This is a genomic window from Pseudomonas sp. (assembly GCF_030147005.1).
GTDB lineage: Bacteria > Pseudomonadota > Gammaproteobacteria > Pseudomonadales > Pseudomonadaceae > Aquipseudomonas.
Window position 1 is genome coordinate 56,966 of the sequence record NZ_JASLAW010000046.1, and the last position, 15,758, is coordinate 72,723.

Consider the following 15,758-nt stretch of genomic DNA (forward strand, 5'->3'; position numbering starts at 1 on the left):
CAAGCTCCCTCGCCACAGGTTCAGGTGTGGCGCTTGCCGAACAGCGCCACACTTGCTACGCCCACCGCGCCCATCACCACGCAGTAGCCCACGCAAATCCATGGACGGGTGGGCATCAACGCAATCAGCATCAGCGGCGTGGTACTCGCCCACAGCGCATAGGCAATGTTGTAGGTGAAGGAAATTCCCGACACGCGCACATGCGCCGGAAACAGCTCGACCATCACCGACGGCACCGCGCCCACCACCCCGCAGCTCAAACCTGCCACGGCATACGCGGCGCCCAACCAGATACCGCCGCTGATCAGGCTGGCATACAGGATAAACACGCCCACCGGGAGCAGCAGGCTGTAGACCAGCACCGCGCGCCAGGCACCGATGCGGTCCACCAGCAGGCCGGCCACTACGCAGCCGATATTGAGGAACACAATCCCCAACGCGCTCAAGGCGAAGGTGTGGCTGGGGCTCATGCCGAAGGTTTTCTGCATCATGGTCGGGGTGATGACCACGAGCACCACCACCGCCGAAGTGAGCACGCAGGTGAGGATCATCGCCGGCAGTAACACGGCGCGGTGGTCGCGCAGTACGGTGCGCAGCGGCAGCTCGGCGGCGGCCTCGCGACGGGCCTGCATTTCGAGGAACACCGGGGTTTCGCTGAGCCAGCGGCGCAGCCATACGCCGATCACGCCGAATACGCCGCCGAGCAAAAAGGGCAAGCGCCAGGCGTAATCGAGAATTTCGGCCGGGGTGAAGACGTGTGCAAGCAGTGTGGCCGTGAGCGCGCCAAGCAAGTAACCGAACGTCAGGCCGGCTTGCAGAAACCCCAAGGCATAACCGCGATGATGACGCGGCGCGTGTTCTGCGACGAAGGTCCAGGCGCTGGGCACTTCACCGCCCACTGCAGCGCCTTGCAATACACGCAGCGCCAGCAGAATCAGCGGTGCGAAATAGCCGATTTGCGCGTAGGTCGGCATGATGCCGATCAACAGGCAGGGCAAGGCCATCATCAGTATGCTCAGGCTGAACACGCGCTTGCGTCCCAGGTGGTCGGCAAAATGCGCCATCAGGATGCCGCCCAGCGGGCGTGCGAGGTAGCCGGTGACGAAAATGCCGAAGCTTTGCAGCAGGCGCAGCCATTCGGGCATTTCAGGGGGGAAAAACAGTTGGCTGAGGGTCAGCGCGAAGAACACGAAGATAATGAAATCGTAGATTTCCAGGGCGCCACCGAGGGCGGCCAGGCCCAGGGTTTTGTAGTCGGAGCGGGAAAAACGCTGCGCCTGTGAAGAAGAGGTGGCAGTCATGTACATGCTCGGCAGACAAACAAAATGGCGTGCAGATTATGAGCTGAACCGGATGATGGCAATCGCGACGGATATATTTGTTTTACTCATTGATCGATGAAGATAACTACATTCCCAAATCAATGATCCTGGAGGAACATGCCGGAAAACTGCCAAACCTATAATAAATACAAGAGGAAATACTCGTGGCCGACGCTATCGAAGAAAGCCGCTATGCCCGATTTGCCCTGCGTTGCTCCAACTTCGCCGAGCGCTGGTTTCCAGACTCCTGGGTGTTCGCCGCCCTCGCCGTGATCATCGTCACCGTGGCCACCCTGGGCATGGGCGCTGCACCCACCGAAGCCGCCAAAGCGTTTGGTGATGGGTTCTGGAGCCTGATTCCGTTCACCATGCAAATGGCCTTTGTGGTGATCGGTGGCTATGTGGTCGCCAGTTCGCCGCCTGCGGTGAAACTGATTGACCGCCTGGCGCGCATTCCGAAGAACGGCCGGTCGGCCGTGGCCTGGGTCGCGTTGATTTCCATGGTGGCCTCGCTGCTCAACTGGGGTTTGTCCCTGGTGTTCGGCGGTTTGCTGGTGCGCGCGCTGGCCCGGCGCACGGACCTGCGCATGGACTACCGTGCCGCCGGCGCTGCCGCCTATCTGGGCCTGGGCGCGGTGTGGGCGCTGGGGTTGTCGTCATCGGCCGCACAGTTGCAGGCCAACCCGGCCAGCTTGCCGCCGTCGATCCTGGCGATCACCGGGATGATCCCGTTTACCGAGACCATCTTCCTGTGGCAATCGGGCGTGATGTTGCTGGCACTGATCGTGGTCTCGCTGATCATCGCCTACGCCACCGCGCCGGGCCCGAACAGCGCGCGCGATGCCCAGGCCTGCGGCGTCGACCCCGCGTTCAACCTGCCCAAGCCGCAGCCGCCCACCCGCCCCGGCGAATGGTTGGAACACAGCCCACTGCTGACTATTTTGCTGGCGCTGCTGGCGGCCGGTTGGTTGTTCCACGAGTTCTCCAGCAAACCGGCAATCAGCGCCATCTCGGGGCTCAACACCTATAACTTCCTGTTCATCATGGTTGGCGCGCTGCTGCACTGGCGCCCACGCAGTTTCCTCGATGCCGTGGCCCGCGCCGTGCCGACCACCACTGGCGTGCTGATCCAGTTCCCGCTGTACGGCTCGATTGCAGCGCTGATGACCGTGGTCAAAGGCGGCGACGGTCAGACCCTGGCGCACCATATCTCGCTGTTCTTCACCTCCATCGCGTCCCACGACACCTACGCACTGTTGATGGGCGTGTACTCGGCGGTGCTGGGCTTCTTCATTCCATCCGGCGGCGGTAAATGGATCATCGAAGCGCCTTACGTGATGCAAGTGGCCAATGACCTGCAATATCACCTGGGCTGGGCGGTGCAGATCTACAACGCGGCCGAAGCGCTGCCGAACTTGATCAACCCGTTCTATATGCTGCCGTTGCTCGGGGTACTGGGGTTGAAGGCGCGGGACTTGATCGGGTTTTCGTTCGTGCAGTTGCTGGTGCACACGCCGTTGGTGTTGTTCCTGCTGTGGGCGTTGGGCACGACCTTGAGGTATTTACCACCGGTGATGCCTTAAGAGCAGCGCCAAGCTGCAGGTTTTTAGCCTCAAGCGTGCTGCTTGAGGTTTGGAACTTGTAGCTTTCTTAATTCCGTCACATTCGATTGCTACCGTCCTGCGAAATATCTTGCAACATTTCGCCAAGGACTCCCGCGCAATGAGTGACGAGCACGTAGACCGCCCTTCCACAAATTCCGTAGGCCAACCGCCGGTTGACACCAGTCGTCGGCGCTTTCTGGGTGGCGCGGCAGTGCTGGGGGTGGGTGCGAGCCTCAGTGGCTGCGGCAATACCAGCGAAACACCGAGTAAACCGCTGCCACGACCGCTCTCCCCCCAGGAACTGGACAAGGCCCTGCGCGACAATGTGAAGACCGTGGTGGTGATCTACGCCGAGAACCGCAGCTTCAACAATTTGTTCGCCGACTTTCCAGGGCTGGACGCCCCTCTCCAGGCACTTTCCGCCCCTGATTACCAGCAGCGAGACCGCGATGGCAGCGTATTGAGCGCCCTCCCCCCGACCTGGGGTGGCGTGCTGCAGGCAGGCCCGCAAAGCGTGGATGGCGTGACCTACCCGAGCGCAGTGCAATTCCAGGAAAACCTGCCCAACGCCCCGTTCGCCCTCAAAGGCCCGGATGCGCAAGACTTGCCGCTGAGCCTGGTGACCCGTGACTTGTGGCACGTGTTCTATCAGAACCAGATGCAGATCAATGGCGGCAAGAATGACGGTTTCGTGGCCTGGGGCGATTCCGGTGGCTTGGTGATGGGCCATTACGCCCAGAGCCGATACTCCCTGCGCCTGTGGGACGTGGCCAAGGAGTTTGTGTTGTGCGATAACTTTTTTCAGGGCGCGTTCGGCGGCTCGTTTCTCAACCATCACTACTTGATCAGCGCCACCGCACCGATCTACCCCAACGCCGCGCAATCGGTGGCCAAGGCGCAGATCGCCACGCTGCAAAGCGATGACCCCACCGATACACGCCTCAAGCCCTTGGACACCTCGCCGGCCAGTGCGATGGTCGGCCCGCCGCAGTTCGGCCCCAGCGCATTGACGCCGGACGGTTACGCCGTTAACACGCTGGCGCCGCCCTACTGGCCGACCTGGATTCGTGACCCGCAAAACCCGGATTACTCCAAACCGGACCTGCCCAACGTGCTGGTGCCGCAAACCCACGAACACATTGGCGACAAGCTCTCCAAAAAGAACGTCGACTGGGCCTGGTACGCCGGCGCCTGGCAAGCCACCCTGGATCAGTTCAAAGACTCGGGCGGCATCCCCAAGATTCCGAACTTCCAGTACCACCATCAGCCGTTCAACTACTTCAAGCAGCAGGGCCCGGAGAACCGTGCGGAGCGTGACAAACGCCTGCGCGACGGCGGGCTGGGCGATGAGTCGAGCACCAACAGGTTTTTCGCCGACGCCCAGGCGGGCAAGCTGCCCGCCGTGAGTTTCTACAAGCCTCAGGGCAACCTGAACATGCACGCCGGCTATGCCGATGTGGCCTCGGGCGACCGCCATATCGTGCGCGCCTTGAAGGTGCTGCAGGAAAGCCCGCAGTGGAACAACATGGTGGTGGTGGTGACGGTCGATGAAAACGGCGGCTGGTGGGACCACGTCGCACCGCCCAAGGGCGACCGCTGGGGGCCGGGCACGCGGGTTCCGGCCCTGGTGGTGTCGCCGTTCGCGCGCAAAGGCACGGTTGACCATACGGTCTACGACACAGCGTCGATCCTGCGCTTGATCACCCGCGTGTTTGAGTTGGAGACCCTGGACGGCCTCAAGCAAAGGGATGACGCGATGATCGCCCGCGGCCAGAAACCCATGGGGGATTTGAGCAACGCCTTGCAGTTCAACGTGTAAGTTTACTTATCCAATTGCGACACGCGCGCCGATTTAGCACGCGGTTTTCCTGGTCAGCCGCTACTGTGTGAGGGTGGGCTTCCATCCCGCGCAGACGGGCTTTCGCTGACAAGGAATCGACTATGTTCAAACCGACCAGGCTGTCCTTAATTCTGGCCGCACTGCTGGCCAGCGCGGTCGTACAGGCCGACATTGAAGTGCCATTGGGCAGCACGCAGCGTGTCACCCAGTTGTTCGCGTTTCCCAACAACTGCAACGTGATCTGCTTTCGGCCGTGGACGCTGGAACAGACCGCCGAGCACTATTTGAACCAGAGCCTGCAACGTGATGGCTACAGCCGAGCCAAGGTCAGCGTCAAGGTCCATGACGGCCAGGTCGCGGCGACCTTCAGCGGCGTGCCGGACGGTTACGGCCAACCCCTGACGACCCTGCTCAATACCGCCGACCTGGCTTACCAAGGCGCCAGCCAGCTCAACAGCGACGGCAAGTGGGCTTATAACTGGTACTTGTTCCTGCCGTTGGGCATGGCCCTGGAAAACCGCAAAAGCATTGAGCTGCTGCACTTTCCGCCCGATTACTCGCTGACCCAGGCCCAGGATTACCTGGAATCGGCCACCACCGACCGCTGGGCGACCTTGCTCACCAGCAATGGCATTCCTGCCAGCGAAACCCCGGCCTACCAGACCATCATTGATATCGCCCCCATCGCCGCGCCGTCCAATGCGGGTAAAGACCTGGAAGCGGTCTACAGCTACTTCACCGGCTACCAGACCCGCATGGTCAAGGAGTTGAGCCTGCGCCCCAACGGTTCGTTGCCAATGGTCGCCTTCGGCGCGCCGGTGCGCAGTTGGATCAAACAACAATACGGGCAAACCGTGGGCGTGCTGGGCCTGGCGCAGATCAGCCCCGAGCCGGGCAAGCCGGTCTCGGTACTCGGCGCCAACCACCCGAGTTACATCTGGTATGCCGCCAGCCCGGACACTTATGACGGCGATGAGCAGAAGGCCGATGAGGCCGGTTTGAAGGTGATGGGCCAGGACCTGAGCGCGGCCTGCTGGCAAGCCGGCATGGGCCAGAAACCCGCCAGCGACGCGAACGTATTGCTCAAGGCGTGCATGAATACCTGGCAGGTCACGCGCAAGGAGCAGACCTGCGAGCTGTTCTACACCTCCGTGCGCACTCTGACCCCCGAGCAGGCCAACGCCAAATGTGCCACGCCCAGCATCAAAACCCAGTTGAAACAGCTGCGCAGTACAGCCCCCACCCCCACCCTCGCTGCGCCCTCGCTGTGAGAAATACCGACGATTTCTACTGTCAGATTTGACAGTAGAAATCGGCGCCGACATCGGCGAGTCTTGAGCAGCGCCCATTTGCTGCAAGACTGGCTGTCAGTTAACACACGCAAGTTCAAGCAGCCCTCTGAGGAGAGTCATGAAAACTCGAGCCACGGATAAGGCTAAAGCGGCTGTGTTTGACTGCCTTTACCCGTTCAAGACGCTGGTCATCGATCAGGGTTACCCCTCGACCGAACACTTCCAGATCGTGCAAAACACTGATGGCACAGCAGTCGGAATAAAGGCGCGTGTCGCGTTTGACAGCCGCATGCGCATCGCCAGGATTTCCGGCTACGCCGTCAGCGAACAACGCCCGTATACGCTGCAGCTATCGCCACGCATACATTTATACGACTCTTGGTTTTGCGGCCTGTTGCAGCACTCCTGCAACCCGAATGCGTTTCTGGACACCACATATCTGGAACTCTGGACCGTACAGCCTATCCCCGCCGGCACGCCATTGACCGTGGACTACGCCAATACCGAGGATTCGCTGTTCCGGCAGTTCGCCTGCCATTGCGGCGAGTTGAACTGCCGGGGCTGGATCACCGGCGCCAAGGAGCCGCTGAACACCGAAGGCCAGACCTTCCTGGCCCGGTGGCGTGAGCGCAAACGGACTTAGGCTTCGCCCAGCGGCCGCAGACGGTACTGCGGCGGCAATTGCTCGAAGCCACTGATGGTGGTGTTCAAACTCTTCCAGCGGCCATCCTTGATGCCATAGATGCAGCCATGGATCGACAGGCTCTGCCCGCGGTGCCAGGCGTTCTGCACAATGCTGGTATGGCCGACGTTGGCCACCTGCTGAATCACGTTCAGCTCGCACATGCGGTCTACGCGTTCTTCCTCAGTCGGCAACTGGGCCAGCACGTCACGGTTTTCGTAGTAGAGATCGCGAATGGTGCGCAGCCAGCCGTCAATCAGGCCGAACTGGCGGTCTTGCATCGAAGCGCGCACGCCGCCGCAGCCATAGTGGCCAGTGACGAGGATGTGTTTGACCTTGAGCACATCGACCGCGTACTGAATCACCGACAGACAATTGAGGTCAGTGTGCAGCACCACGTTGGCCACGTTGCGGTGCACAAACAGATCACCGGGCAACATGCCGACGATCTCGTTGGCCGGTACACGCGCATCGGAACAGCCGATCCACAAGTACTCCGGGGTTTGCTGGCGGGCGAGCTTGGCGAAGAATTCGGGATCTTCCTGTTTGATCGCATCCGCCCAGCGTTCGTTGTTATCTAGCAGGTCTTGTAGTTCGTTCATCAGGGAAAGCCTCAGGAATGATGCGCAGCTTTGTGACTGACAACCCCTCGTCCGGGTCACGCCTGGCGCAAATTAGCTTGAATCTTTGGGACGCAGAACCTGTCCACACACTATAAGCCCCACAGTATGAGGATTGGCCATGACTGAATCACGACGTCCCTACGGCGCTACGCAACCCGAACCGATCGATGATAATGAAGACCGCATGGGTTCGATGCGCGAGCTCGATTTTGATGAAGAAGACCAGACAGCCGAAATCGGCGATGAAATCCCGCGTGGCGAGCGCGAGCATCTGATGCCCGACGAGCGGGTGCGCGAGGCCGGGTTTACGGGGGCCTCGACAGCTGACCATGAATCGACTGATGACGATATGAGCCCGGAAACGCTGATCCATGAGGATGGCGCGAGGGATGCGCGGGAGGAAGGTGAAGACACTCCGGCGGATTACGACCTGAATATCGTCGACGAAGATGAGATTGGCGGTGGGAATGGGTTGGATGAGGCCGAACTGGCCGATCTGGACCCGCTTAACGGTAAACGCTGACAGCTAACTGGTCTTAATGTGGGAGCGGGCTTGCTCGCGAGTGCGCAGTGCCAGTCGACGGATATTGACTGATACGGCGCGGTCGCGAGCAAGCCCGCTCCCACAGTTGTATGTGTGATCAATCGATCAGCGTGCAAGCCATCACTACCGCGTCTTCGCGTCCGCCTACAGCCGGGTAGTAATCGCGGCGGCGACCAATCTCATTGAAGCCGTAGCGCTCGTACAACCGGAATGCCCCGGTATTGCTGTCACGCACTTCCAGGAAACATTCGCGCGCATTGGCTGCATAGGCGCGGGACATCAAATGCTCCAGCAGCGCCAAGCCCAAACCTCGGCCCTGATTCTCCGGTTTAACGGTGATATTCAGCACGTGCGCCTCATCGAGGATGATCTGCACCACGCCATGCCCAACCTGCTGCTCACCTTCGAACATCAGCCATATCTGGTATTTGCCCAACCCGTCGAGAAAGATGCCACGGGTCCATGGGTGGCTGAACGCCGCGTATTCGATCTTCAGCACAGCGTCGAGGTCAGCCTCGGTCATCGGGCGAAAGGATAAAGCCTCACTCATCGGTTGTTTTCCAGCGCGCCATCAGCCGGCGCATGGCTTGCCAGACATCAGCCTTACGCTGTGGCTCTTCCATTAATAATTCCAGGCCCGGCAGGGCCCAGGCCGACCCCAGGCCTTCAACCTGCAGTTCGCGGTACCAGGCTTCGGCGTCGGCAACCCCGGCAAAGCGCACGGCGGGCAGGCCGATCAGCCACAGGCACACGCAAGGTTCGTCTTCCAGGCGTGCCGAGACAAAACTTTGTACAAAATCCCGCGCGGCTTCCGGGCCTTGGTCCATGGTGCCGCGCACCAACAGCGGCCAGCGCACCGGGTCGCCGACAATTTGCGGGCTGTCGGGCAGGCCGGCGGCGCGCAGCATGTCCTTGAGCAGCAGGTAGGCGGGGTCGCGCGACTGGAAGCGTTCGCCGGTGGGCAATTCCACCAGCAGCAGGCACCGCCCGGCGCGCAGCAGTTGCAGGGCAAAACGTGGCGGCGGCACCACCGGGGCCTTGGCCACAGGGGCGGTTTCTTCGGCGATAACCGGTTTGACCACAGGTGACGGACGCGGCACCTCAATCTTGGTGCGCTCCACCGTCGGCCGCGCTTCGGGCACAGGCTTGACCACAGCAACCGGCGCGGCGGCTTCCTCGCCTGAAGGCTCAAACGCCTCATAAGGCTCAGGCACCTGCAACAGCTCGGGCCGCGAGGGCGCGGCAAACGGCAGTTCGGTGCGGGGCAGCCAGTTGACCACCTGCATGGCGGTCAAGTAAGCGCGACGTCGGGACTCGATAAGCACAGCTCGGCCACTTGTGGATAACTAAAGAGCGGGGATTCTACCGCTGTTCGGCAACAATCGCCCACTGCACACTGACCGGCTGTGGATAAATCCCGCGCCCGATGCAGTACAATCGCGACTTTTAATCGCCAACCAGCCGGCCATTCCCATGATCGAACCCAAGCGCGTCCTGCGCGCCCTCGCCGAACACTGGGCCTTACTTGAGCCACTGTGTGAACACTTCGACCAAGGCACCCTGAGCCTCGGCGAGTTGCGCGCGCAACTGGCCGCCCAACAACTGGACAGCACACCCCAGGACATCACCAGCCTGCTCGACGTGTGGATTCGCCTGGACATCCTGGTGCCTGTCGCCAAAAGCCCGAACCGTTTCGAGCTCAACGCCCAGATCCACGACTTCCTTGCTTATCTTCGCAAGGAGCACCGGCTTGGCCTGTGCCTGGAAATCGAAGCCTACCTGCGCCACCTCGAGCGCCTGGCCGGCTATATCCAGGACGCTTTCGACATCCGTGACGGCCACGACTTGGCCCGCCAATTGCGTCTGCTGGACATGCGCGTTCGGGACGTGCTGAAAAAACTCGCCAATGACGAACAGGCCCTGGCTGCCGTGGCCGACCGCGCCAAGACCAGCGACCGGCAGATCCCGTTGCGCCAGCGTTACGCCGAGGTGCTGGCGACCTGGGACGAATACGTCGAACCGATGATCCAACTGGTGAATGCCGACGGCGCGTTCGAGCAAGGCGTGCGCAAGGTGGAAAACGTACTGCTGCGCATGCTCACCGAGCAACAGCGTCTCGGCCACCTGGTGGACGACGATATGCTGCTGCGCACCCACGCGCGCATCCTTGAGATGCAGACCAGCGCACAGTTGACCTTGCGCCACGCGCGCGAACTGCTACTGCCGCTACGTGAAGAAGCACGCCGGCACAACGCCGTGACCCGTGGCGCGGCGCTGGCGCTGTCAGCGATCCGCCGCAAAGGCCTGGACGCCGTGCCGCAAGCCGCCATGCCCATGTTCACCCGGCCGCAAAGCACGTTCCTGGGCAGTGCCAGTCAGGTCGAGGCGTATGTGTACGCCCTGGCGAATTTCGAGCCCAAACCGGCACGTTTCCCCAAGGCGCACAAAACCCACAAGGGCGACGCCCAGCGCGCGCCGCGAACGGTCAAGGAAATGCTTGAGCGCTGCGAAGACGCCCTGCCGATGCCGGACCTGATGACCTGGCTGCTGGAGCAGGAACCGGACGGTGCCACCGACGAGTTGCTGTACTGGTTCTCGCGGCTCTCGCGGGAAAAACGCTTCAAGCGCGAACGCCTCGAACGCCGCGATTACCACACCCACGAGCATCAGGTCAGCCTGCGCTCCTTCGCCCTGCTCCCGGCCGGCGTTGACGTCACCGAGAATTCTGCGAGCACGCCTTATGCATCTTGATCTATCCGAACTGTCCCAGCTGGCGCCGATCTTTCGCGAGCTGTTCAAGGGTTACCACGTCAGCCGCCGCGACCCGGAGCTGTACGCGCAACTGTCGAACTTCCAGGACCAGTACCGCACGCTGTTCAAGGCCCTGGGTTTTGAGCTGGTCTGCGATACCCGTGGCTTCTATTACTTCGTGCCGGATTCGGCCATCGCCAGTGCGCAAGTGAACAAGACTGCGCAACGTTTGGCGCTGTTCACCTTCATCCTTGTCGAGCATCTGGCCGATCAGGGCCGCGACCCGGTCGCCGTGCTCGACGGCGGCAGCCTGGGCCGCGATGAGCTGCCGTCGTTGCTGGAGAAGTACCGCGACCTGTTTATCCAGGCCGAAGTACAAACCCAGGAAGAACTCGAAGAAAAAATCATGCGCCGCATGACCCAACTGGGCTTTGCCGGTGAAGACAACGGCATCTATCGCTTCCTGCCGCCGATGCATCGCTTCCTCGATGTGTGCCTGTCGGTACAGCAGGACCGCGACCTCGCCGCCAGCGTGCACAGCGTGTTGCCGCTGCCGGCGCCGGTAATCGTCGACGAAGACAGCGATGAAAAACTGCTGAAGACCGATGACCCGCTGGACCTGAGCGACTTCGCTGAAGAAAGCGAAGAAGACGCCCTCGCCCGCGCTATTGCCGAAGAACAGGAAACCGACGCATGAGTAAGGAACGCTACGGCATACGCCGCTTCGCCCTGTTGAACACCGCCGGCTACAGCCTGGGTTTGTTCCCGCTGGAAGAACCGTTGTCGGTGTATGGCGCAAACAACCTGGGTAAATCCGCGTCGATCAACGCTTTGCAGTTCCCGATCCTGGCACGCATGTCGGACATGAGTTTCGGCAAGTACACCCTGGAGCAATCGCGGCGCTTCTACTTTGCTACCGACACCAGCTACATCCTGGTAGAAGTCTCGCTTCCCCACGGCCCCCACGTCATTGGCGTAGTCGGGCGCGGGCCGGGCGGTGGTTTCGGTCACCAGTTCTTTGCATATGCCGGCAAGCTGGACCTGGCTCACTACCAGAAGAATGACACCTGCCTGCGTCAGAAAGAGCTGTTCACCAACCTTGAGCGCGAGGGCCTGAAGGCTTATGAACTCAAGCCCGATGAGCTGCGTCGCTTGCTGGTGGGCGGCCACACATCGGTCCCGCTGGACCTGACGCTGATCCCACTGCGCTCCACCAGCGAACAGAGCCTGAAGACGTTCCGTGCGCTGTTTATCAACCTGCTGCACATGCGCGAAATCACTGCGGCCAAGCTCAAGCAATTGTTCCTCGATGCGTTCGAACACAGCCTGCGCTCCGGCAGCGTCGATTACATTGCCGCGTGCGAAGAAGCCTTCCGCGATGTGCGGCGCATGGAGCAGGACTACAACTCGCTGGTGGCCGCCGGGCCTTTGGTCGAAGCACTCGCCAATGGCGTGAAACAGCGCGACATTTTGCGCGGCAAATTGCATCGCCTGTCGCCGTTGCTCGATTCGCTGCTGGGCACTTGGTCGGATTACGCCAGTGCGCGCAAGGAAGAGCTGACAATCCAGGCTGAGCACTATCGCAACGAGCAGGATGCGCTGCAGCACGACCAGCGTGGCGGCACCCAGGAACTGATGCGCCTGGAGCGCGAGATCAGCGGCATCCAACGGTGGTTGGGGGAGTTGTCGGTGCTCAAGCATCGCTTCGCGCTGGTCGATGATGTGAAGGTGCTGGAGCAGCAACTGCTCGCGGCCAAGGACGCTCACGACGAATTGGCGGGCGCGCTGGCGCAGTCCCGTCAGTTCAGCGCCGAGGACTTGGACGAGCGTCTGCGCGACCTGGAAAAACGCTTGAAGTCGGTCAAGCAGCAGTTGGACCATGCGGACAACAACAGCTACGCCAAGCTGCGCGAAGAATTCTCGCAGCAGGATGTCGAGCGCCTGATGCGCCTGTTCAACAGCTCGTTGTTCAGCCTGCCGCTGGGTGAGCATGGCATCACGCTGGACGAGGACGGCCAGTGGGTCAAATCCCTGGAGCAGATCCTCGATGGCTTCAAGGGCGAGCGGTTCGAAGTGCCGGGGCTGTCCATCGACATCTCGCACATCGAGCCACCGGCGTTGCAGGCCCTGGCGGATCGCGCGGCATTGCGCGACCAGAAAGAGCGTCTGGAAAAAGAACTCAAACAACTGAAAACCCAGCATGCCGTGGCGTCTGACCGTGCGGCGAGCAAAACCCAGACCGAAGCGCTGTACCAGCAAGTACTCGACGCGCAGAAGGCGCTGGAAGATTTCCGCCGCGCCCAGACTCTGAGCGCGGAAGAAGGCGAGAAGCTGGAACACCTCGCGCAGATGGAGGCGGCCCAGGACGAACTGAAGCGCTCCAGCGATGCGTTCACCGAGCGTGTCCAGCAGTTGTCGGCCAAGCTGCAATTGGTCGGCCGCCAGATCGGTGATATGGAAGCCAAGCAACGTACGCTGGACGACGCACTGCGCCGTCGCCAGCTATTGCCGGCGGACCTGCCGTTCGGCACGCCATTCATGGACCCGGTCGACGACTCCATGGACAACCTGCTGCCACTGCTCAACGACTATCAGGACAGCTGGCAAGGCTTGCTGCGCGCCGATGGTCAGATCGAAGCGCTGTATGCGCAGGTGCGCCTCAAGGGCGTGGCCAAGTTCGACAGCGAGGACGACATGGAGCGTCGTCTGCAACTGTTGATCAACGCCTATGCCCACCGCACCGATGAGGCGCTGACCCTGGGCAAGGCACGCCGCGCGGCGGTCACCGATATCGCACGGACCTTGCGCAATATCCGTAGCGACTACGACAGCCTGGAACACCAATTGGCGCTGTTCAACCGCGAAATCAACAAGCGCCAGGTCTCCAACCTGCAGAGCTTTCGCATCGTGCTGGCGCCGAACAAGGAAGCCCTCAAGCATATCGACCAGATCATCCACAGTGCCGGTCAGTATGAAGAAGGCGAGACGTTGTCGGTGTTCGACCTCAGCCAGAGCGCCGAACAGGACAACAAGAACGAAGAAGCCAAGGAATACCTGGCCCGCCTCGTCGCGGCCAACCATAACCAACTGGGCCTCAAGGACTTGTTCGAGCTGGCGTTCGAGATCACCAAGGTGAACGGCCAACCGGTGATCCACACCGACATCGATGGCGCCGCGTCCAACGGCACCACCATGACCATCAAAGCGCTGACCAACATGTACTTGTTGCTGCACTTGATGGACCGCGACCAGGCCGGTCGTGTGCGCTTGCCGTACTACCTCGACGAGGCGGCGGATATCGATGAGAAGAACCAGGCTGCACTGCTGGAAACCAGCCTGCAGTTGGGCTTCGTGCCGATCCTGGCCAGCGTGAAGCCGCAGGTGTCCGCCCAAGTGGCGATTGACCTGGAAGGCGGCAGCGGGCCGAACGGGATCTACATTGATGAGGCGGACTGGAAATATATTCGTCGTCACGATGCGGTGAAGGCGACGATTAACGTGCAGGCAGATGAGCCGGAATTGGATGAAGTCTGACGTGTAGTGCACAAAGGCAAAAAGGCCGCGATCTTTGGATCGCGGCCTTTTTTGTGGGCTTTGTCCCGTCCTAAATAAGGTTTACACCTTCTGATCTGGTTTTCAGGAGGACGTGATGGAATCAGTAAAAAGGCGCAGTCAGCGAGACTACACGCTGACCTTTAAATTATCGGTTGTCGATCAGGTCGAAAAAGGCGAGCTGAGTTATAAAGAGGCTCAGGAGCGCTACGGGATTCAAGGCAAAACGACCGTTCTGACGTGGTTACGCAAGCACGGTCGACAGGATTGGAGCCCGGGCACATACATTGGCTCGCCGAGGATGGGGTCTATGCCCGACAAAAACCGACCATTAACGCCAGAGCAACGTATCAAAGAGCTTGAAGAACAGTTGGCGCTGTCCAATCAGAAAGCGCAGTTTTTTGAGGCGGTCGTGGATGTCTTGAAAAATGACTACGGTCTCTCTGTCGTAAAAAAGCGTCCCGGCAAGTCCTCGCCCAAAAACGAATCCAAAACCTGAGCATCAGCAGGGCTTGCCAGTTCATGGGGATAAGCCGCCAGGCTTACTACAAACGCAATCGCGCCGATGCGGCGCGTCTCGCTCTGGATCAGAAAGTTGCCGATTTCGTTCAGCAAAAACGTCAGCGGCAGCCACGTTTGGGCACCCGAAAGCTGCATTACTTGCTGCAGTGCCAACCTCAGCTTGAGCTGCAAGTGGGTCGAGATCGCCTGTTTTCGATTCTGCGTGAACGGCGTTTATTGGTCGCCCGCAAGCGGGCGTATCACAAGACAACCGACAGCCATCACCGCTTTCGGCGTCATCCAAACCTGCTCAAACCCGGCCCTGATCAAGTTATTCCCAGCGGCCCGGAACAAGTCTGGGTGGCTGATATCACCTATCTGCCCACTCAGGAAGGTGTGGCCTATTTGAGCCTTGTGACGGATGTTTTTTCACGAAAGATCGTGGGCTATCACGTCCATGAAAGCCTGCACACCGAGTCGGTCGCGCAAGCGCTGCGCCGAGCGGTGAAATACCGTCGAACGGAGCAGCCGCTGGTGCATCACTCAGATAGAGGCAGCCAGTATTGCTCGGGGATGTACCAGGAGTTGCATGCGAAACACGGCATCAGGTGTTCGATGACGGATGGCTATGACTGCTACCAAAACGCCTTGGCAGAGCGGGTCAACGGGATATTGAAGACCGAGCTTTTGCTCCAGCGGCCACAGGATTTAATGCAGGCGAAGAAGATGGTCAGTGAGTCGGTATCGATCTACAACCGTGAGCGTCCACACCTGTCTTTGAAATACAAAACGCCCGATGCGATGCATCGGGCGTTAGGGTGAAACAGGTGTAAACCTATTTCAGGACTAGACACTTGAGCACTGTGGTGTCGTTGAGGGCCTCTTCGCGGGCAAGCCCTAATGCCAGTCAGTTAAGGAGGAGCGCTTTACCGTGGCGAGGGAGCTTGCTCCCGCTGGACTGCGCAGCAGTCCCATTTTCTGGGGTCGCTTCGCGGCCCAGCGGGAGCAAGCTCTCTCGCCACAGGCCGACGATTGCCTGCTCTAGCG

Annotated in this window: 12 protein-coding genes and 1 pseudogene; 9 read left to right on the forward strand and 4 right to left on the reverse strand. The window is 60.5% G+C overall.

Annotated elements, in window-relative coordinates; translation table 11 throughout:
• Window positions 1-20 precede the first annotated feature (20 nt).
• A complete protein-coding gene (locus tag Q1V60_RS03980; protein WP_300627600.1) occupies window positions 21-1,301 on the reverse strand; it encodes an MFS transporter in 1,281 nt (426 codons plus the stop codon).
• A gap of 185 nt (window positions 1,302-1,486) precedes the next feature.
• Between Q1V60_RS03980 and Q1V60_RS03985 the strand changes: the two genes are divergently transcribed.
• The 4 genes from Q1V60_RS03985 to Q1V60_RS04000 all read left to right on the forward strand — a co-directional run bounded on the left by Q1V60_RS03985 (window position 1,487) and on the right by Q1V60_RS04000 (window position 6,701).
• The gene (locus Q1V60_RS03985) at window positions 1,487-2,905 is read left to right on the forward strand and encodes a TIGR00366 family protein (RefSeq protein ID WP_300627602.1); all 1,419 of its coding nucleotides are present in this window, start codon (window positions 1,487-1,489) and stop codon (window positions 2,903-2,905) included.
• 139 nt (window positions 2,906-3,044) lie between these two features.
• Entirely contained in the window at window positions 3,045-4,745 is a 1,701-nt protein-coding gene (gene acpA / locus Q1V60_RS03990; protein ID WP_300627604.1) for an acid phosphatase, read from the forward strand.
• 122 nt (window positions 4,746-4,867) lie between these two features.
• Window positions 4,868-6,037, forward strand: coding sequence for a hypothetical protein (locus tag Q1V60_RS03995; RefSeq protein ID WP_300627606.1), 1,170 nt, complete (start codon window positions 4,868-4,870; stop codon window positions 6,035-6,037).
• A gap of 139 nt (window positions 6,038-6,176) precedes the next feature.
• Window positions 6,177-6,701 (forward strand): SET domain-containing protein-lysine N-methyltransferase, encoded by a 525-nt coding sequence (locus Q1V60_RS04000; RefSeq protein ID WP_300627608.1) that lies wholly within the window; start codon window positions 6,177-6,179, stop codon window positions 6,699-6,701.
• Here Q1V60_RS04000 and can read toward each other — a convergent pair.
• Window positions 6,698-7,342 (reverse strand): carbonate dehydratase, encoded by a 645-nt coding sequence (can, locus tag Q1V60_RS04005; RefSeq protein ID WP_003188288.1) that lies wholly within the window; start codon window positions 7,340-7,342, stop codon window positions 6,698-6,700. The genes Q1V60_RS04000 and can overlap by 4 nt on opposite strands.
• Before the next feature lie 139 nt (window positions 7,343-7,481).
• On the opposite strand from can, the gene Q1V60_RS04010 reads away from it, so the two are divergent.
• Complete coding sequence (locus Q1V60_RS04010) at window positions 7,482-7,886, forward strand: serine kinase/phosphatase (RefSeq protein ID WP_300627610.1); 405 nt, start codon at window positions 7,482-7,484, stop codon at window positions 7,884-7,886.
• A gap of 118 nt (window positions 7,887-8,004) precedes the next feature.
• Here Q1V60_RS04010 and rimI read toward each other — a convergent pair whose 3' ends face one another.
• Together rimI and Q1V60_RS04020 are read right to left on the reverse strand one after the other, a co-directional pair.
• On the reverse strand, window positions 8,005-8,457 hold the full coding sequence (gene rimI / locus Q1V60_RS04015) for a ribosomal protein S18-alanine N-acetyltransferase (RefSeq protein ID WP_300627611.1): 453 nt from the start codon (window positions 8,455-8,457) through the stop codon (window positions 8,005-8,007).
• Entirely contained in the window at window positions 8,450-9,193 is a 744-nt protein-coding gene (locus Q1V60_RS04020; RefSeq protein WP_300627620.1) for an energy transducer TonB, read from the reverse strand. Before Q1V60_RS04020 ends, rimI begins: the two co-directional genes overlap by 8 nt.
• Before the next feature lie 187 nt (window positions 9,194-9,380).
• Between Q1V60_RS04020 and mksB the strand changes: the two genes are divergently transcribed.
• The 4 genes and pseudogenes from mksB to Q1V60_RS04040 all read left to right on the forward strand — a co-directional run bounded on the left by mksB (window position 9,381) and on the right by Q1V60_RS04040 (window position 15,561).
• Window positions 9,381-10,658, forward strand: a complete 1,278-nt coding sequence (gene mksB, locus Q1V60_RS04025; protein ID WP_300627612.1) for an Mks condensin complex protein MksB — start codon at window positions 9,381-9,383, stop codon at window positions 10,656-10,658.
• Window positions 10,648-11,355, forward strand: coding sequence for an Mks condensin complex protein MksE (gene mksE / locus Q1V60_RS04030; RefSeq protein ID WP_300627614.1), 708 nt, complete (start codon window positions 10,648-10,650; stop codon window positions 11,353-11,355). The genes mksB and mksE overlap by 11 nt, the downstream gene beginning before the upstream one ends.
• On the forward strand, window positions 11,352-14,192 hold the full coding sequence (gene mksF / locus Q1V60_RS04035; RefSeq protein WP_300627616.1) for an Mks condensin complex protein MksF: 2,841 nt from the start codon (window positions 11,352-11,354) through the stop codon (window positions 14,190-14,192). The genes mksE and mksF overlap by 4 nt, the downstream gene beginning before the upstream one ends.
• A gap of 115 nt (window positions 14,193-14,307) precedes the next feature.
• Window positions 14,308-15,561 (forward strand): annotated as a pseudogene (locus Q1V60_RS04040) (IS3 family transposase).
• Window positions 15,562-15,758: the final 197 nt, after the last annotated feature.